Consider the following 19,287-nt stretch of genomic DNA (forward strand, 5'->3'; position numbering starts at 1 on the left):
AATACACCGATGTAGCATATTAGTAAAGAAAGGGAATTATGGAAGAATTGGAAATGCAGGTAGAACAAATCGAACAGTTCATTGAGTCGAAGGATAATGAGGGGTTACAAGCATATTTAAATGAGCTAAATATTTCGGATGTAGAGGCGTTAATCGATGAGCTACCCGAATATGGCCACATATTCATCGAAACATTAAATTTGAACCGTGCGGTTAATGTATTTCGTATTTTAGATTTCCCTACGCAAGAGCGTATTTTTAAGAAGCTTTCAGGTGCAAAAATTAGTGAATTAATTAATGAGATGCCTCCGGATGACCGGACATCATTTTTCAGTGAACTGAAGGATGGTGATGTCGTAAAACAATTGATTATTTTACTGCCACCTCAGGATCGTAAAGAAGCTCTTTCTTTATTAGGTTATCCTGAAGATAGTGTGGGGCGTCTGATGACCCCAGACTATATCACTGTAAAACCACATTGGAATATCATCCGAATTCTTGAGCATATTCGCCGTTATGGTAAAAATTCGGAAACAATTGATGTTTTATATGTCATTGATGCCGCAGGTAAATTAATAGACGATATTCGTATTAAAGATGTATTAATGGCAGATCCAAATGTTGTTGTTGGTGATCTTATTGACAATAGACTTATTTCTCTACATGCGAATGACCCACAAGAAGAGGCTGTGAATATTTTCCGGATGAATAATCGAGTTGCTTTACCTGTTGTTGATGAGCAGGGAATAATGTTAGGTATTGTTACGATCGATGATATTCTTTGGGTGGCAAATGAAGAGTATACGGAGGATATGCAACGATTTGGGGGAACTGAAGCTTTAGATGAACCATATCTGGATGTGTCGATCGTTAATTTAGTTAAAAAACGTTCTGGGTGGTTAGTGGTCTTATTTTTCGGTCAACTGTTAACTGCGACAGTCATTGAGCATTTTGAACATCAATTGGCGAGTGCTATCATGCTCTTCGCATTGATGCCACTGATCATATCGAGCGGTGGTAATAGTGGCTCACAAGCATCTACATTGATCATTCAAGCGATGGCATTGGGAGAGATTACGATAGGGGACTGGTGGCGTGTTATGAAGAGGGAGATCGTTTCTGGTTTTCTGCTTGGTTTAATATTAGGTATTTTAGGTTTCATCAGAATTATGACTTTTCAGGGTTTTTCTGATGCTTATGGTGAACATTGGGTTTTAGTGGGTCTTGTGGTTGGCTTTTCATTAGTAGGAGTTGTGCTGTGGGGATCCTTAATGGGATCTATGCTTCCTTTTATTTTAAGAAAGCTTGGTGCTGATCCTGCTAGCTCTTCAGCTCCATTTGTATCGACTTTGGTCGATGTGACCGGCCTATTAATTTACTTCACATTTGCTGTTTTACTCTTAAAGGGTGTTTTGATCTAAATGAGATGAAAATTATTCTTGTTGGAAGCGAGGGAGTTGCAAAAAATGTTTTTAAAAGATTTGTAAGATTGCAATAATCTTCCGATAATTGCATCACCGAAACGGAAATGACGCTTCGGAAAATTAACCGGATTCCTGAATAGCTCAGCTGGTTAGAGCATCTGACTGTTAATCAGAGGGTCGCTGGTTCGAGCCCAGCTTCAGGAGCAAAACGATTTTAGATAGTAAAATCGTGATTCAATCGAAAGTCTAGATTGAATGTATTTAAGAGATAAGAATGCAAATTCTTAAATAACCAAAGAGCTATAGTAATATACTCTTGAATGATTCCTGAATAGCTCAGCTGGTTAGAGCATCTGACTGTTAATCAGAGGGTCGCTGGTTCGAGCCCAGCTTCAGGAGCAAATGAAAGCCTTTCCAGTTTGGAAAGGCTTTTTGCGTTTAGTGTGATTTGATTCTGTTTTCAATCATTCCTTTAAATTGCGGAGGAGAGAGCACTTTTAATTTATGAAGTTGGTTTGAACCCGATGCTTTACCGGAGAGCATAGATGTACTATTCGAAAAGTTTCCTGTTACGATGTAATCATATGCGGCTTTAAACGATTGTTCATTTAAATTGCCGAAAGGGTAGTAGGCGTCATCGTTACTTGATTTGTTAACGGATATACCGTTATAATAATCGCTTTCATTTGATGCATTTCGTGATTCAAACATACTGAAATAGACATCATAACCGCCGATTGTCAAGGGGAAAAAACCAATTGGTTTTCCATAGGTTTTTGCTCCCACGATTTTTACGGTTAGATGTGGTTTAAATATATTGATCAATAACTCACTTGCTGAGGCTGTATTTTCTGTTACAATAAATACAAGGGTATTGATATTTAAATTACCTGTAGGGTTGAATTTGAATGTATTCCCCGAAATACTGTAATCTAAATCGGTGTATCTGACCTTAACTTTCTCACCCTTACTGTTTGTCGTTTCAATGCTCAAGTTCTTTAAATATTTTGTTTTATTGTTTTGCATGGTGCTGTTGAAGTTTTCAGTAAACATAACTTTCCCATTTAATGAATTTGGAGCTATTTTATTGGCAAGAAATTCGGCAGTATTGATATACCCACCTCCGTTGTAGCGCAAATCAATTATGAGATCTGTAATACCGGCATGCTGAAATTTATTAAAGGTTGCCGTTAAATCGGCTTGGGTGTGGCTTAGTTTGGAGAAGGAATTGAAAACAAAATAGCCAACCTTTTTTGTTTTATCTAAATATATGCTGTCTTTAATGACTGATTTTGTTTGATACTTTATTTTGTTCAAGGTCAGCTCAAATGGGGTACCGCTACTTTTTTTTCCTTTAATAATTGCAGATTGGCTTTCAAAAAGCGCGTTGCTTAAGGAGGGTACTTCATGATTGAAATTCGTGCCATACTTAACTCCGTTGATTTCGGTGATGATATCTCCACGTTGTAATCCCGAAATTGCTGCTGGTGATCCAGGATAAGTCAATTGAACTAGAATCTTGTAATTCTGCTCGACCCCATATAGGCCTATCTTCAGACCTAAATCGTCTCCATTTCCTTCTAAATCGAGGTTTGACAATTCATTTTTTTTAATAAATGATTTACTTCCATTGTAGCTTTCTTTGTCGATGTAACTGTATTTTGTATCGTTATTATCGATTTCATTGTATTCATATGGTTTGCCAGTAGCAGGGTTTGTACCATATCTAGTAATATTAAATAGTACTTTATTCAAGCTATTGAATTCGACGCTTCCTTTGCTAAATTGTCTTGGATTAAATACTTCATACGTGGGTAATTGGTCGTTCCAGAAATAAATGTCCTGTGCATAGTAGAATAGTGAGTCAGCCAATCGATCTACGCGACTGACTTTTTTTTCAGGTTCTGGTTCTACAACGTTCTCCTTCGGCTTTTCTTCCACTAGATTTTTTTTACTACAACTGAACAGCATAGGAGTAAATAAAAGCAATGTGATTGTTTTTAAAAGTGGTTTATTCATGAAAATCGGTTATGTAAGAAATTTATAGTGATGGTTAAGCTATGTAATTACCTTGTTTTCAATCGCTACAATTTGATAATCTAAATATGATGAATATTTAGATGAAAAAAAAGTAAAAAATCTTTAAAAAAGATTTGGAAATACGTTGGATTTAGCTATTTTTGTGGCATCAAAAGAGAAAGATATATAGTCATCTTTCTTATGAAGATTCCTGAATAGCTCAGCTGGTTAGAGCATCTGACTGTTAATCAGAGGGTCGCTGGTTCGAGCCCAGCTTCAGGAGCGTTAGGTGAAACCGGCTTTATAGCCGGTTTTTTTTTGTTTACAGTTATTTATTTATATACTATGAGTTTAGTAGTAATGGGCACGGTAGCATTCGACGCTATCGAAACGCCTTTTGGTAAAACAGATAAAATTGTTGGCGGAGCAGGTACTTTTGCAGCTCTTTCTGCGTCTTTTTTATATGACCAGGTGAAATTAGTAGGTGTAATCGGTGAAGATTTTGGTGATGATAACTTAAATATCATTACGAGTAAAGGTGTAAATGTAGAGGGAATTCAGATTATTGAAGGTGGTAAATCATTTTTCTGGGCTGGTAAGTATCATAATGATATGAATAGCCGTGATACAATCACTACAGAATTGAATGTATTAGCTGATTTTGATCCGATTATTCCTGAGAGCTACCAGGATTGTGAGTTTTTGCTATTAGGCAATGCTACACCTCAGATTCAGATGACTACTTTAAATCGTCTAAAGAACAAACCTAAATTGGTTGTTTTGGATACCATGAACTTTTGGATGGATATCGCGATGGATGATTTGAAAGCGGTGTTGAAGCATGTTGATGTTTTGACAATCAACGATGGTGAAGCGCGTCAATTATCTGGTGAATATTCGTTGGTAAAAGCTGCCGCAACTATTCTTGAGATGGGACCTAAATATTTGATTATTAAAAAAGGTGAACATGGTGCATTATTGTTTGGTGAAGGACAAATTTTCTCTGCACCAGCATTACCACTGGCAGAAGTATTCGATCCAACAGGTGCTGGTGATGCATTTGCTGGTGGCTTTATAGGATATCTGGCGAAGGTAAAAACGATTAACTTCACTAATATGAAAAATGCAGTTATCTATGGATCGGCGTTAGCATCATTCTGTGTTGAGAAATTCGGTACGGAGCGTTTGCAAACGTTAACGCAAGACGAGATTGAAGCTCGATTAAAAGCCTTTGTTGCTTTATCTAAATTTGATATTTAATTATCCGATCTTTCCTATTATAGGAAATTTTTTAAATACTTGATCTGAGTGAGGAGCTTCTGAAAGCTCCTCAGTTAGGTCTTGACCTGCCCAATGTTCGTAATGTTTTCCGGACCTCCATAATCGACTTTCTGTAACATCATATATAATGCCCTGAAAAGCAACCCATATTTCAGGCTTATCTTGCCCATTTCGTAAAGCAAGTTTTGATTTAGAATATACCGTTAACTCCTCATGATTGTCCATACGACGAAGTTATAAAAAACTTAGTCGATAAGTTTATATGTGGATAATGATTTCTTCATTACTTTGCGGGCGATATGTATCCGTGTTTTTACAGTTCCAATTGGGATTGCTAAATATTCTGAAATTTCATGGTATTTATAGCCTTCGAAATACATGCTGAATGGAACGTAGTAGTCTTCTGATAATTTTGAAAGCGCATCATGGATGTCTTCCATGACAAATTTGTTTTCACCTTGATTTTTTGATGCTGATAAGATCAAGTTTGCATTTGAAATTTCTTCTTCTTTTGTTATGAAAGAATTCGTTTTAACAATTCTGCGGTAATTGTTAATGAATGTATTTTTCATAATAGTATATAACCATCCTTTAAGATTGGTTCCTTCTCTGAAGTTGTTGAAATATGTAACAGCCTTAAGCAGAGTATCCTGCACTAAATCGTTAGCATCTTCGTTGTCATTTGTAAACTTCTTTGCATAGTGTTTTAGAGAGTCTGACTGCTCTACCACTAACGAGTTGAATTCATACTTAGTCATATCACTGAATTTTTATTCACTTTAAAATGAATGGTTTACAAAACACTGAGTGAGAAATTGAAATGTTGATTCCTCAGCGATTTTAATACGGTTCAGTAGACTAATCGCAAATAGTATGCTAATTATTGAGAATTGATATAAATTTAATAAATATTTAACAGGAAGTTTCGTCTATAGAAATGTTATTTTGTGTAAAACGCCTAGCCAGAAGCCTTAAATGACCATTTTTATAAAGCTATTTTTAAAATATTTTTTTATTAAAAATCAAAAAATATTTACTTCACGTTCTAACTTTACATTGAATTTTTGATCAACATCGTTTATTATTTTAGACGATAATTCAAAAATTTCAGTTCCGCTTGCAGATTGTACATTTATTAGTACAAGTGCTTGATTTTTCCATACACCTGCCTGGCCGATTACTTTCCCTTTCCATCCGCATTGCTCTATTAACCAGCCTGCAGCTAACTTTACACCACCATCGGGCATGTTGTAACTGACTATATCTGGATTGAGTTCTTTTAATCCCTGATATTTATTTGATGAAATAATTGGGTTTTTAAAAAAGCTTCCGGCATTGCCTACCGTACTTGGATCAGGTAATTTTTCAACTCGAATAAAGGATACCACTTCCGCAATATCTTTTATGGTAGGATCACTTATATTTCTTTTTTTTAGTTCGGCACTTATGGCTCCATAAGAGGTATTTATTGATGGAGAAGAATTAAGTTTGTAAGTAACCTCTGTAATTATATATCGTCCTTTTTGTTCTGATTTGAAAATACTATCCCTGTAGGAAAATTTGCAATCTTCATTATAGAATATTCTAAACACTCCTTCTAATGTGTCGAAAGCAATACAACTGTAAAAAATGTCCATAAGCTCAGTGCCGTATGCGCCTATGTTTTGAACTGGAGAAGCGCCCACTGTACCAGGGATTAGAGCCATGTTTTCTAGACCACTATAATTATTATTGACACAGAACCACACGAGTTCATTCCATATTTCACCACCTGCAGCGGTGATAAAAATGTCGTTCTGATGCTGTTTTGCTGTAATCCCCTTAATGTTGATTTTAATAATATAACCTGCGTATGGTTGGGTAAATAAAATATTGCTTCCACTTCCCAATGTCAAGAAATCTTTTTCAAATATTCCGGCTTCATAAGCGCTTAATAACTGAGTGGGTTCTGTTATTTCAATGAAATGTGCAGCAACTTCATTAATGCCGAATGTGTTATATTTTTTTAAAGAGATATCTGACTGTATATTTATACCCATTGTTGACTAGTTTTTTCAAAAATTCAAAAAAATAAATTATCTTTATATAATAGTTAGTAAAGATAGTACAAAGCAGTTATTATGTGTAATTAATTTTTGAATTGATGGCAAATGCAGATTTAAAGAGGACAAGGATTTTAGAGGCAGCAACGCGTAGATTTGCTCATTTTGGTATGGCCAAAACAACCATGTCCGAAATTGCAACTGATCTGAACTTTTCAAAAGCACTTCTTTATTATTATTTTCCAGATAAGAATAGTCTTTATTCTGCTGTATTCGAGTATGTGATTGATAAGATGGTGCAGGATATTAGAGAGAAGATCAACTCCTGTGATGATTTTGAAGAAATCATGATGTATACCATCGATAAAAGAGTTGAACTAATTAATCAATATTATAATCTTTTTGAATATACGATCAATATGGTCAAAGAACTTCCTGAAGAACTGGAACGCGTTTTCAAACAATCTTATGTAAGGGAAGTTGATCTTTTTGCTGAAATATTAGAAATAGGTGTTGAAACTGATAAAATCGAGGTAGAGGATGTTGAAGAGACTGCCCGCATTTTATTATATTCTTTGTTTGGAATGAGAATGGGAATATTGAAAGATATGAAGAATATGCTGTTTCCGACCAAGGATGAATTTGACGTGATCTTAAGTTTGCAAAAGAAGATGATGCAAATATTTTTGAGAGGTTTAAGAAAGTAAATTATTCCCTCATTTCTTTCTTCTTGATATCTGCTAAAATTTGTTTTGCGTGTATTCGTGAATTTTCAATGAACCATAAATGAGTATTTAAACCTCCGCAGACAACTCCTGCAAGATACAACCCATCAATATTTGTTTCCATACTATCAGGATCATGTTCAGGAAGACAGGGTGATTCGGAGGGAATATTAATACCGATTTTTTTGAGAAAGTTGAAATTTGGCTGGTATCCTGTCAAGGCCAAAACAAAATCATTTTCTAGTATGATATCGCCTGTTGGGGTATGGACGTGTGCGTGCGAATCTGTGATCTCTTTTAATTTGCTATTATATAGTACACGTATTTCGCCGGAGGCGATTCTGTTTTCAATATCTGGTTTGACCCAATATTTTACTCTTGAACTAATTTCTTTTCCACGAATCACGAGCGTCACGTCTGCGCCTTTTCTATAAGTCTCAAGCGCGGCATCAATTGATGAATTGCTTGCTCCAACTACAATTACTTTTTGATTGGCATAATAGTGCGGATCCTGATAATAATGTTTTACTTTTTCTAATTCCTCACCTGGAATATTAAGTAGCGTGGGGATGTCGTAAAACCCAGTAGCAATGATGACATTTTTCGAACTGTAGGTGTTTTTTATCGTATTGATTTTGAAAAGATGGTGATCTTTTCTTATTTCAGTTACTTCTTCGAATAATCGGGTATTGAGCTTAAATTTCTGCTGGATGCGGCGATAATATTCTAATGCTTCTGCTCTTTTTGGTTTAGGTAAGGTGGTTACAAATGGGATGTCGCCAATTTCTAAGCGGTCAGAAGAGGAGAAGAAAGTCATATTCTGCGGATAATTATATAACGAGTTCACCAAACATCCTTTCTCCAGGATCAGGTATGTCTTGTTATTTAAAGATGCTTCTAAAGCACAGGCCAGTCCAATTGGTCCTCCGCCTACAATGATGATATCGTAATAATTATCGTGCATAGTTGCTTGTTGTATGAAAATTAATGCATTTTATTGTTTAACATGGGGTCGATCTCAGCGCTTGTTTTTTCTTTTAATTGCTGTACCAATTTAGCTATGTCTGCAACAATTTTAGTAATAAATTGAAGTTGTTCGGTCATTAAAGTACTGTTTTCATCTACCGTTTCATCAACTGATATTTGATTTTCTGGTATTTGAAAATCTACAGGTATAAATTGATTTTCTTCATTGGGGTTGGCCAATGCTTTGATAGCCGTTTCTAAAGAACTTAATATTTTACGGATCAATTTAATATGTTCTTTTGTTATTGTGTGGTTGACTCTTGAGGATGTAACCTGATTATGCAGGGTAACTGCAAACGAGGCTAAAACATGGTTAAAAATAACAAACTTGTTTACATCTTTTGTGTATTTCTGTTTATTTTTTGGTTCCGTTAACATGCGTTGAAAGGTTGACCCCATATTGGCTGTTTCAACATAAAGTTTTTTCCTTACCAGTTTGTATTCTGTAATAGTGGGCTCATTTCCTGCGATTTCTTTTAAAGTTAGTGCTATATAGTGATAGCTTGCGATAAGTAGTTTTTGCATGGAGAATTTGACCTGCGTCGCTTCCCAATTGGGGAAAATGACATAACTGGACAAAAATGCAATCATGCCACCTATGAAAGTATCTAAAATACGCTCTTTTGTTACCTCCATGGTATTTGTACTTACAAAACTTAGCATAATGAGTACATAGGGCGTCATAAAAATAACAGCAACGATATAATTGACCCGAAAAAGACTGTATGCACTTAAGAAGAAAAAAATAAGCAAAACAAAGCGAATTGTTTCATCGTGAACTACGAATAAAATAAGAGCGCCAATAAGACCGCCGATTACGGTTCCCATGAGACGCTGTATATTTCTTGATTTTGTTAAGCCAAAACCAGGTTTTAAAATCACCATAATCGTCAAAAGTATCCAAAAGATATTTTCAGTTATATGAAATGATTTGGCTACAAAATAAGAAACAGACATGACAATAGCCATGCGTAATGCGTGTCTAAAATAAGTAGATTCTAGGGTTAAATTTTCTCTTATTTTTTTAAAATCAATGATCGAAGGTTCTATAAATTTTTTTGCTTCGTCAATTTCCATTTTATTAACTTCTGTAGATTTTAAATGGGAATAGCTGTAGATATCATTAATATGTCTGATGATATCTCGGACATTTATTAAAATCTTCCTTAAGGCAATCGTACTGTATTGAAGCTCTTTTTCAACAGTATCAATTTTTTTATGTAATAAATTGATCTCTTGATCAAAGTTGTACATAGGTTTCGGCATTCTGTTGGCATTGAGTTGATATGCAATGTGATCGAGCTCATTCGTCAGTTTTAAAATGATATGTTTGAATTCGTTCAAAATACCGGTATGACCAAATTTTTCACTGACGGTGTTATAGTCATAATGTGTCGCCATACTTTGTTCAAAAAGGTCAATGATATCATTGAAGACAAAGGTTAGATAGCGGCCCGTTTTGGTGGTATCTTTTATGGATCGCTTACTTTGAAAAAGTAAGTTTCTTACATTTTCCTGATGATCATTTACTTCTACTTGTTTTTCGATAAGTTTAAGGTAATTCTTATTATTATCTACATTGATATCATAAAAATTAGCCTTTAATCTGAGGTAATCGGCAACATGACGAATGGATTCTGCGAGTTCCTGCTGTGTTAATCTGTATGGACGAATCTGCGTGATGGATAGGCTGATGATGATATACCAGAGGCATCCGATACTATAGTAAAATAGATATGATAGGGCACTAAATAGGGTAAATGGCGTATCGACATGTATCAACATCATTAGCATACACATTAATCCTACATTCGCAGCTCGGGCATTGAAAACTGCAAACATTGCGAAGATAAAACATAATGCCGCAATGAGTATGGTCAATAAATAGATATTAGCGTTTACGGAAACAGTAAGTATAAAGGTAATGATGGTTAATATACCTGCAAAATACATTCCGGTACGGCGATGGGAAGGGGCTCCGGGCGTGTCTGATAATCCGACCAATAAGGCTCCTAATGACACATATGTACCATTTATGAATTGACCCATGGCAGCAAAAATAATGACAGGAACTATGCACCCAATGGTTATCCTAATACCATCTGCGAAATATTGGCTATAAAAAAAACTCTTTATCTCTTGTGTCTGCTTCATAATATCGAATACAAACAAATATACAAGATTGAATAGGAAAAGCTATGCTTTTTATTGTAAAAGCATAGCCTGTTAATATTTAAATACAAGAATCTAAATTCCAGTTATTTTGGTTTCTATATTTCCTTTGGTCGCTTTCGAATAAGGGCATACACGATGTGCTTTTTCGGCAAGCTTTTGAGATTCTGATGCACTTAATGTGGGAATGTGCAAATCAATTTCAGCTGAGATAAAGAATGCATTGTTTTCTTCATTAAATGAAGCTCTAACGGTTACGGTAGCATCTGTCATGTCAACATGATCTTTTTCTCCTACTGCAGCTACGGCACCTAAAAAGCATGAACTCCATGCTGCCGCAAATAATTGCTCAGGGTTGGTGGCATTACCTTCACCTCCCATTGCTGTTGGTTTTTTAACGATTAAATCAATTATTCCATCTGAAGATTTCACTTCGCCATTACGTCCGCCTGTTGCGGTAACTTCTGCTGTATATAGTTTTCCCATTTCGCTATTTGTTGAATGATGTAAAATAATATAACAAATGGCAAAAGGTTTTTGTTCTTAATAATATTGTAATATTACAATGTTATTATTATCTATTTTTCATTTAAATGATTATTTGAATATTAATTTTATATATTTGAATGTTTGATCTTATTCAAACATTCTCCATTAACGACAATTTGTTTTTTCTATAATATGAAATTGAGTACAAAAGAAGCCGTTTTTCAAAACGAAGTTTTGACGCGATTTGAACTTTTTAAAAGTCTATTTTTAACACTGCCCTTCCAGCAAGTGAAGGATACTGGTACCTTGTTACCTTTTTTTGCCCAACATTGTGAGAAGGGTGTTGAGAAACATCAAACTCCAGAGGAAATTATCAATTCTTTCTTTGTGCAGCATGAGCTTTATTCGGATGAACAAACTCAGGTCGATCTATTATTTCGATTTGTGCAATATATAGAAAGACAGGTGGTTCTTTTTGATGCTATTGAAGATTCTTCATTTAAAGCGATCGGCAAGACTGATCAATCTTCACAGCTTGGGTCTTTAATTAAATCTTCTGAAATAAATCCGGAATTAAAGCGTAAGATAGTTGGTAAATTGAAAGATTTTTCGGTTCGTCTTGTGTTAACGGCTCATCCAACTCAGTTTTATCCTGGGACTGTTCTATCGATTATCAATGATTTAATTGGAGCGATTAAGGAGAATGATATTCACAATATTCATTTATTATTACAACAGTTAGGTAAAACACCATTTATTAATAACAATAAGCCAACTCCAGTTGATGAAGCTATTAGTTTAGCTTGGTTTTTGGAAAATGTTTTTTACAAAGTTGCTTCTGAAATCCAGACATATATTGATGATGAGCTAGGTATAGAGACGGAAGAAGTTAGGCAATTGATTGAACTTGGTTTTTGGCCAGGTGGAGATCGTGACGGTAACCCGAATGTAAGTGCTGAAAGTACTAAAAAGGTAGCAACACTTTTAAGAACAATATTATTTCGCTGTTATTATAGGGATTTTAGAGTTGTAAAACGTCGCATTACATTTAGAGGGGTTGAAAAATATATGGATAATCTGCAGGAACTGTTTTATGAAAATAGTTTTAATCCTGTTGAGAATCCTGTTGATGAAACAGCGCAGATTGTTGAAAATCTAAAAGCTATTCAAGTCGTACTTAAAGAGGACCATAATAATCTTTTTGTTGAGATTGTTGACGATTTGTTACGCAAAGTAATGACCTTCGGTTGCTTCTTTACAACGCTTGATATTCGTCAGGACAGTAGTATTCTGACTCAAACTTTTGAATATATCATTAAGAAATATCCGGAAGAAACTGGTATTTCAGCTGATTTCTCATCGTTATCTGAAGTAGATAAACAGACTGCTATTGACTTTAAAGAGTTAGATCTAGCGTTTGATGAAGAGGCTACTGCATTGGAAGTTGATACTTTACAAGTTATTCGTTTATTGAAAGATATTCAAAAATCAGGATCTGAGCGTGCTGCACAGCGATTTATCATCAGTAATTGTCAGCAAGCGAGCGATATTTTGGGATTACGACAGTTATTTCTCTGGTCTGGCTGGAAGAAAGATACTTTAACTATTGATTTTGTACCTCTATTTGAAACTGTTGATGATTTGACGCGTGCTGCTGATGTGATGAAATCACTTTATACGAATAAGGAATACGCAAAGCATCTTAAATTGAGAGGAAATAAGCAAACAATTATGCTTGGTTATTCTGACAGTACTAAAGACGGTGGTTATTTGATGGCTAACTGGTCTATTTATAGTGCTAAAATTGAATTAACCGCTATTGCTCGAGAATATGATGTGGATCTCGTATTTTTTGATGGTCGTGGTGGTCCGCCTGCGAGAGGTGGGGGTAAAACGCAACGTTTCTATGCATCAATGGGAGAAGAAATTGCTAATGATCATATTCAATTAACTATTCAGGGACAAACTATAAGTAGTCAATACGGTTCTTTAGATACAGCACGATTTAATATCGAACAATTACTTCATGCTGGGATTATTTCAGATCTTAAACAAAGGTCGGGTGATACTTTAACGCCGCATCAGAAAGGTATTGTGGATAAATTGGCAGATCTCAGCTATAATAAGTTTATGGATTTACGTAAGAATCCTTTATTCTTAAGCTATTTAGAAAATTTATCACCTTTAAAAGCGCTTTCCTCTATCAATATCAGTAGTCGTCCAGTTAAAAGAAATTCGGATAAGGAGCTGAAGCTTAAAGACCTTCGTGCCATCAGTTTCGTAACTGCCTGGAGTCAATTGAAACAAAATATACCAGGTTTTTATGGTGTCGGTACAGCATTGAAATGGGCGGAACAAAATAATCTTTGGAAAGATGTTCAACAGTTATATTTATCTTCTGGTTTCTTTCAGACCTTAATTGATAACTGTATGATGTCCATGACCAAATCGAACTTTGACATTACTTCTTATATGCAATATGATGAAAAATATGGTGAGTTTTGGAAGATGTTGCATGCCGAGTTTTTAATTACCAAAGAGTATTTATTAAAATTGAGCAATACATCAAAATTAATGGAAAATTACCCTATTGATCGTGAATCCATATTGGCACGTGAGAATATTGTGCTGCCATTATTAATTATTCAACACTATGCTATCAAGGTAATCAATGAGGGTAAATTGGATGAAAAGAAGCGAGAAGCTTATGCTAAATTAATTGCCAGAACAATTTATGGGGTTGTTAATGCCGGTAGAAATGTGGCATAAAGTTCAACTCTTTTTTAATTAGAGTTTTGAACCCCGTTTATTTTATTATTTTTGTGCTGTTAATATAATTGATATGAAATTTAATAAGTTATTTGTAGCGGTAGCAGTTTGTGGAAGTTCTTTATTAGCTTCTTGTAACTACCAAACAGGTTTGGATAACCAATATAAAAATTCGCGTGCTTCTTTGGCTGATGGTGATGCTTATGCCATGTTTAAGTTTGTGGGTGAGCAAGGGAACTATTTGATGAATTTGGCGAAATTTGCTGAGTCAAAATCTACTTCTGCAGAGACGAAAGCTTTATCTGCAAAAATTCAAGAGTCGTATAGTACTATTCTTCCGCAGTTGGATTCATTAGCATTGAGCCTTCATGTTAATGATGCGATGAGAGGTGTTCCTGCTTTTCAAGCTCCGGTTGCTTTAGGTGCGGACAGTACTGCAGCATTTAATGATAAAGCTTATACTCATCTTGTTGCTGAGATTCAAGCTGAAGTAAATAAAAAATTGACGAAAGAGTCTCACAATACAAATGCTGCTGTTAATCACTTTTCACATGAAAGCTTAGAAAAACTTCAAGAGGTTTATAAACTTGCTGGTGGTAAAGTAGATGAGCATGCACATCACTAAATAAAATCTTATTTTAATGACTGTAAATAAAATAATTACAGGTGTTTTGTCGTATGGAATGTCCGGAAGGGTATTCCATACGCCATTTATAGCCAATAATGATCGCTTTGAATTGCGGGCAGTTGTAGAGCGATCAACTAAAAAAGCACAATTAGATTATCCTTCGATTATCAGTTATGATAGTGTTGAGGAGCTTCTAGCAGATGATGCAATTGAACTTGTCATTATCAATACACCAAACGATACCCATGTTTCTTTAGCTAAGCAGGCTTTGCTGGCAGGAAAACATGTTCTGATTGAAAAGCCATTTGCACCTACGGTATCAGAAGCAAAGGAATTATTTGATTTGGGACGAAAGGTTGGAAAGTTTGTGTTACCTTATCATAACAGAAGATTTGATTCGGATTTTAATTCGCTAAAATCTGTTTTGGAATGTGGTAAAGTTGGTGAACCTGTTGAACTTCATTTACGATTTGATCGTTATCGAGCTGAGATTGGACAGAAGGTCTTTAAAGAAACTAAGCGTCCTGCCGCAGGAATTTTGTTCGATCTGGGATCTCACTTACTGGACCAGGTGATCTCTTTATTTGGCAAGCCATTAACTGCTGTCAAAAGAACATCTATACATCGTAAAGATTCTGAGGTTGATGATTTTGCTACACTTCTATTGACTTTTGATCATGGTCTTACCGTATTTATCACGGTCAGTATGTTGGTCTTAGAATCACAGTACAGCTTTCTGCTCCATGGTACACAAGGAACCTTTGTTAAGGATCGTACTGACGTGCAAGAGAATCAACTGATTGATGGTATTAGTCCTATTGATGAGCATTATGGAGAAGAGAATGAACATGCTGAAGGATTGCTTACTTACTTAGAGCAAGGTAATATGGTCTCAGAACGATTAAAAGCTTTAAAAGGTAATTATATGCTGTTGTTTGATGCTGTTTACGATCAAATAAGAAACGATAAGGCTTATTTTGTTACGGAAGAACAGATTTATTGGCAATTGGAAATTTTGGAATAACCGACTTAGTGTTAAATTATTATCTTGTTCATAATTATTTAACACTAATTTCACTTCGTCTTCATTTATTATTTATATTTTCGAAACAATTAAAGAAGGCTTATTGTGAAGGAGTATTTTATCCATTCTCAGTAAGAAATCAATTTCATTTTTATTTACTTTAAATGTATTAATGTGAGGTATGCTGCGATAGATATCGGCTCCAATGCGGTTAGACTTTTAATTGCTGATATTGTTCAAGAAAAAGAAGGTTTTTCTTTTAAAAAGAATACCCTACTAAGGGTGCCGTTGCGTCTTGGTGATGACGCTTTCATCCATCAAAAATTATCGCCTAAAAAAGCGGATAATTTAGTAAAGACTATGCGTGCATTTCGTGAACTGATGGATGTGTATAATGTTGAAGATTATATGGCATGTGCTACATCGGCGATGCGTGATGTAACCAACGGTCCTGAGGTTGTGAAAAGGGTAAGTGAAATTGGTATTGATATCGCTATTATTGATGGAACCAAAGAAGCTGAGATAATTTACAATAGCCATCTGGAAGCTAAGATGGATATGGATAAAGTTTATTTGTATATCGATGTTGGCGGTGGAAGTACTGAATTATCGCTGTTTGCAAATGCCAAATTGGTGAATTCCAAATCTTTTAATTTAGGAACAATCCGTATTTTGGATAACAAAGATGAACAGGAGACCTGGGATGACCTTAAGGAATGGGTAACGACTAATACAAAAATGTATAAGCAGGTGTACGGTATAGGAACGGGTGGTAATATCAATAAGCTTTCTCGCTTGGCAAATGAAAAAGGTGATAAGCCTATTTCTTATGCAAAATTGAAGGCTCTTTATCATTATCTAACTTCATATTCTTTAAAAGAACGCATTACTTTATTGGGATTAAATGATGATCGTGCCGACGTCATTATTCCAGCGACAGAAATTTTCATGACTATCATGAAGTATGGACACTTGAAGCAGATTATGGTACCTCGCGTAGGATTAGTTGATGGGGTTATCCATACTTTGATAAAAAAGAATTTGCTAAAATAAGAGGTGAAAATAAAAATGAATATACAGGTAAAAAATACTTGTAGAATTTAAAAAAACGTTTAAATTTGCGATACCATTTTGAAATTAGGCCCAGGTGGCGAAATTGGTAGACGCACCATCTTGAGGGGGTGGCGCCTGTATGGGTGTGGCAGTTCGAATCTGCTTCTGGGTACATCATATTGATGATAAAAAAAGGTCTGGATATTTTTCCAGACCTTTTTTTATATTCGATTAGCTCGTACCGTTATTTCGGCGATATCTAATACTTCTATTTCCGTTTCTTTGTCTTTAATTTTTACTCCATCTTTAAGCATAGTCATGCAGAATGGACAGGCGGCGGCAACAATCGTAGCTTGGCTGTCGATTACTTCCTCTATGCGTTCTATATTGACGTCTTTTGTGCCTTTCTCAGGTTCTTTAAACATTTGCCCGCCACCAGCTCCACAGCATAGTCCATTGCTTTTACATCTTTTTAATTCGATTAATTGTGCATCTAGACTTTCCAGTACTTTTCTGGGCGCTTCGTAAACTTCATTGGCGCGACCTAAGTAGCAGGGATCATGGTAAGTGATCTTTTTGCCTTGAAAAATATGACCGTCTGCAGGTTTCAGTTTTCCTTCATCAATTAGACTTTGAATCAATTGCGTGTGATGAATCAGTTCGTAGTTCCCCCCAAGTGCAGGATACTCGTTTTTAAGGGTGTTAAAACAATGGGGGCATGCTGTTACTATTTTTTTTACTTCATAGCCATCTAATACCTGAATATTCATCATGGCCTGCATTTGAAATAGAAATTCATTGCCAGCACGTTTTGCTGGATCACCGGTACAACTTTCTTCTGTTCCCAATATCGCGTATTTGATTCCGACATGCTGTAGGATACGGCAAATATCTCGGGTTATCTTTTGAGCCCTTTCATCAAAACTTCCGGCACAACCTACCCAAAATAGAATATCTGCTGTTTCACCTTTAGCCACTAACTCGGCCATCGTTGGGACGTGTAATTCTTTTTCCATCTTTATCGTTTTATAAAAAGCATTATTGTTGAGAAGTCCAGTTTGCACGATCCATTTGTGAATATTTCCAAGGTGCACCGTTATTTTCTACATTTCCAAACATTGTATTAATGCTTGCAGGTGCTTGTGATTCTTCCATCACAGAGAACCTTCTCAATTCAATAATTATTTCAAGGGGATTAATATTCACTGGACATTGCTCTACACATGCGTTACAGCTTGTGCAGGCCCATAATTCTTCACGAGTTATATAAGTGTCTAATAAAGATTTTTGATCATCTACAAAGCTTCCATTGGCTTTAATATTTTTTCCGACTTCATCTAGACGATCCCGTGTATCCATCATGATTTTTCTTGGAGATAGCAATTTGCCTGTTATATTTGCGGGGCAAGAGGATGTGCATCGTCCGCATTCTGTACAGGTGTAGGCATCCAATAAGTTTTTCCATGTTAAATCCTGAACATCTTTTGCACCAAAACGAATAGGTTGATCTGATAAAGGAGGGGTGAAGGTTGGATCTAACATCGCTTTTACCTCATTGGTTACACTTTCCATATTCGTTAACTCTCCCTTGGGTTTTAAATTCGAAAAATAGGTGTTCGGGAATGCCAGCAAAATGTGCAGGTGTTTTGAATAGGGTAAATAATTAAGAAAAGCTAATACTCCTAGAATGTGGAACCACCAGCAGATACGCTCAATCAATATTAGAGCAGATGGATCGGAAGGTAGGAATGAAATTATATACTGACTGATTGGAAATGAGCCGGCAATAATATAATGTGATTCGCCATAGAGCTGTAATTTTTGATCTGCGGCATTCATTAATAAAAACGCTGTCATTAACAGAATTTCTGTAATCAGAATAAGGTTTGCATCTGTTTTTGGCCAATTCTTTAATTCTGGGCTATTGAGGCGCTTTAAGTGAAGGATATTTCTGCGAATAAAGAAAATGATACAGCCTAACAGGACACCAAAAGCTAACCATTCGAATGAAGCAATCAAGAAATTATAAAACCCTCCTAAAAATGATAAAAAACGATGAGTGCCAAATATACCGTCTACTACAATCTCAATCATCTCTATATTGATAATACAAAAACCGATATAAACGAAAAGGTGAAGTATTGCGGGAATAATCCGCTTAAACATTTTTTTTTGACCGAATGCAACCAAAAGCATGGTTTTAAAACGTTCGGCAGGTTTGTCATTTCGATTAAGCGCTCTTCCTATTTTTATATTTTTATAAATCTGCCTAGCATTTTTTGCAAACAGAATAATTGCGCTAACAAAGCATAATGTAAATATAAGTTGGTTAATCATATCTTTTTATCACTGTATACACAAATATAATATAAATAATATATTATGCATGCATAATATATTATTTAGAATTTTTAAAAATTAATGACTTTTTTGAATAAATAAGTTTGGCATTTTGGTTTAGAGGTAGGGTTGAGGTCTATATTCAATTCTGACGGCAGATATATTGTGTTATGCAATCTTTATGATGGTATTTACTATTTTCAGTTTGCTATTGCTTATTAGCTACAAATAGTAAGGTAAGGTAAGGTAAGGTAAGGTAAGGTAAGGTAAGGTAAGGTAAGGTAAGGTAAGGTAA

The 19,287-nt window shown here is 35.3% G+C and carries 16 protein-coding genes and 4 tRNA genes; 11 read left to right on the forward strand and 9 right to left on the reverse strand.

The genetic code is table 11. The features are described 5' to 3' along the window. Positions 1-38: 38 nt before the first annotated feature. The 3 genes from mgtE (at position 39) to ACFS6I_RS22855 (ending at position 1,823) form a co-directional block, all read left to right on the forward strand. Positions 39-1,421, forward strand: coding sequence for a magnesium transporter (gene mgtE / locus ACFS6I_RS22845; protein WP_132772046.1), 1,383 nt, complete (start codon positions 39-41; stop codon positions 1,419-1,421). A 133-nt stretch (positions 1,422-1,554) separates the two neighbouring features. Then, positions 1,555-1,628: transfer RNA gene (locus ACFS6I_RS22850), tRNA-Asn, on the forward strand. A 121-nt stretch (positions 1,629-1,749) separates the two neighbouring features. Continuing rightward, positions 1,750-1,823 (forward strand) — tRNA-Asn (locus tag ACFS6I_RS22855). A gap of 39 nt (positions 1,824-1,862) precedes the next feature. On the opposite strand, the gene ACFS6I_RS22860 is transcribed toward ACFS6I_RS22855, so the two are convergent. Continuing rightward, on the reverse strand, positions 1,863-3,443 hold the full coding sequence (locus ACFS6I_RS22860; RefSeq protein WP_380924031.1) for a S41 family peptidase: 1,581 nt from the start codon (positions 3,441-3,443) through the stop codon (positions 1,863-1,865). Positions 3,444-3,652: 209 nt separating this feature from the next. Between ACFS6I_RS22860 and ACFS6I_RS22865 the strand changes: the two genes are divergently transcribed. Both ACFS6I_RS22865 and ACFS6I_RS22870 read left to right on the forward strand, forming a co-directional pair. Further along, positions 3,653-3,726: transfer RNA gene (locus ACFS6I_RS22865), tRNA-Asn, on the forward strand. Positions 3,727-3,788: 62 nt separating this feature from the next. Beyond that, positions 3,789-4,703, forward strand: coding sequence for a PfkB family carbohydrate kinase (locus tag ACFS6I_RS22870; protein WP_031288945.1), 915 nt, complete (start codon positions 3,789-3,791; stop codon positions 4,701-4,703). On the opposite strand, the gene ACFS6I_RS22875 is transcribed toward ACFS6I_RS22870, so the two are convergent. The 3 genes from ACFS6I_RS22875 to murB form a co-directional block, all read right to left on the reverse strand. Continuing rightward, entirely contained in the window at positions 4,704-4,949 is a 246-nt protein-coding gene (locus ACFS6I_RS22875; protein ID WP_021191075.1) for a cytochrome b5 domain-containing protein, read from the reverse strand. 20 nt (positions 4,950-4,969) lie between these two features. After that, the gene (locus tag ACFS6I_RS22880; RefSeq protein WP_021191074.1) at positions 4,970-5,482 is read right to left on the reverse strand and encodes an RNA polymerase sigma factor; all 513 of its coding nucleotides are present in this window, start codon (positions 5,480-5,482) and stop codon (positions 4,970-4,972) included. Between the two features lie 264 nt (positions 5,483-5,746). Next, positions 5,747-6,763, reverse strand: a complete 1,017-nt coding sequence (gene murB, locus ACFS6I_RS22885; protein ID WP_380924034.1) for a UDP-N-acetylmuramate dehydrogenase — start codon at positions 6,761-6,763, stop codon at positions 5,747-5,749. Between the two features lie 104 nt (positions 6,764-6,867). Here murB and ACFS6I_RS22890 point away from each other — a divergent pair, with 104 nt between their 5' ends. Next, complete coding sequence (locus ACFS6I_RS22890) at positions 6,868-7,473, forward strand: TetR/AcrR family transcriptional regulator (RefSeq protein ID WP_380924036.1); 606 nt, start codon at positions 6,868-6,870, stop codon at positions 7,471-7,473. A 1-nt stretch (position 7,474) separates the two neighbouring features. Here ACFS6I_RS22890 and ACFS6I_RS22895 read toward each other — a convergent pair whose 3' ends face one another. The 3 genes from ACFS6I_RS22895 to ACFS6I_RS22905 all read right to left on the reverse strand — a co-directional run bounded on the left by ACFS6I_RS22895 (position 7,475) and on the right by ACFS6I_RS22905 (position 11,175). Next, positions 7,475-8,455 carry a YpdA family putative bacillithiol disulfide reductase gene (locus ACFS6I_RS22895; RefSeq protein WP_380924037.1) on the reverse strand — a complete coding sequence of 327 codons (981 nt, stop codon included), beginning with the start codon at positions 8,453-8,455 and terminating at the stop codon, positions 7,475-7,477. 20 nt (positions 8,456-8,475) lie between these two features. Beyond that, on the reverse strand, positions 8,476-10,671 hold the full coding sequence (locus ACFS6I_RS22900) for an FUSC family protein (RefSeq protein ID WP_346600365.1): 2,196 nt from the start codon (positions 10,669-10,671) through the stop codon (positions 8,476-8,478). 93 nt (positions 10,672-10,764) lie between these two features. After that, on the reverse strand, positions 10,765-11,175 hold the full coding sequence (locus ACFS6I_RS22905; RefSeq protein WP_183915607.1) for an organic hydroperoxide resistance protein: 411 nt from the start codon (positions 11,173-11,175) through the stop codon (positions 10,765-10,767). Positions 11,176-11,370: 195 nt separating this feature from the next. Here ACFS6I_RS22905 and ACFS6I_RS22910 point away from each other — a divergent pair, with 195 nt between their 5' ends. The 5 genes from ACFS6I_RS22910 (at position 11,371) to ACFS6I_RS22930 (ending at position 16,824) form a co-directional block, all read left to right on the forward strand. After that, the gene (locus ACFS6I_RS22910; protein WP_132772039.1) at positions 11,371-13,947 is read left to right on the forward strand and encodes a phosphoenolpyruvate carboxylase; all 2,577 of its coding nucleotides are present in this window, start codon (positions 11,371-11,373) and stop codon (positions 13,945-13,947) included. Positions 13,948-14,020: 73 nt separating this feature from the next. Continuing rightward, on the forward strand, positions 14,021-14,572 hold the full coding sequence (locus tag ACFS6I_RS22915) for a hypothetical protein (RefSeq protein WP_132772038.1): 552 nt from the start codon (positions 14,021-14,023) through the stop codon (positions 14,570-14,572). A gap of 16 nt (positions 14,573-14,588) precedes the next feature. Further along, on the forward strand, positions 14,589-15,599 hold the full coding sequence (locus ACFS6I_RS22920; protein WP_346583283.1) for a Gfo/Idh/MocA family oxidoreductase: 1,011 nt from the start codon (positions 14,589-14,591) through the stop codon (positions 15,597-15,599). A 174-nt stretch (positions 15,600-15,773) separates the two neighbouring features. Further along, a complete protein-coding gene (locus ACFS6I_RS22925; RefSeq protein ID WP_132772036.1) occupies positions 15,774-16,652 on the forward strand; it encodes a Ppx/GppA phosphatase family protein in 879 nt (292 codons plus the stop codon). Between the two features lie 88 nt (positions 16,653-16,740). Further along, positions 16,741-16,824, forward strand: a tRNA-Leu gene (locus ACFS6I_RS22930). Between the two features lie 49 nt (positions 16,825-16,873). Here ACFS6I_RS22930 and ACFS6I_RS22935 read toward each other — a convergent pair. Then, positions 16,874-17,668, reverse strand: a complete 795-nt coding sequence (locus ACFS6I_RS22935) for a (Fe-S)-binding protein (RefSeq protein ID WP_132844127.1) — start codon at positions 17,666-17,668, stop codon at positions 16,874-16,876. Between the two features lie 22 nt (positions 17,669-17,690). Further along, the gene (locus ACFS6I_RS22940) at positions 17,691-18,989 is read right to left on the reverse strand and encodes a 4Fe-4S dicluster domain-containing protein (RefSeq protein WP_380924040.1); all 1,299 of its coding nucleotides are present in this window, start codon (positions 18,987-18,989) and stop codon (positions 17,691-17,693) included. Between the last annotated feature and the right edge of the window lie 298 nt (positions 18,990-19,287).

Source organism: Sphingobacterium anhuiense, from assembly GCF_042686355.1.
GTDB lineage: Bacteria > Bacteroidota > Bacteroidia > Sphingobacteriales > Sphingobacteriaceae > Sphingobacterium > Sphingobacterium anhuiense.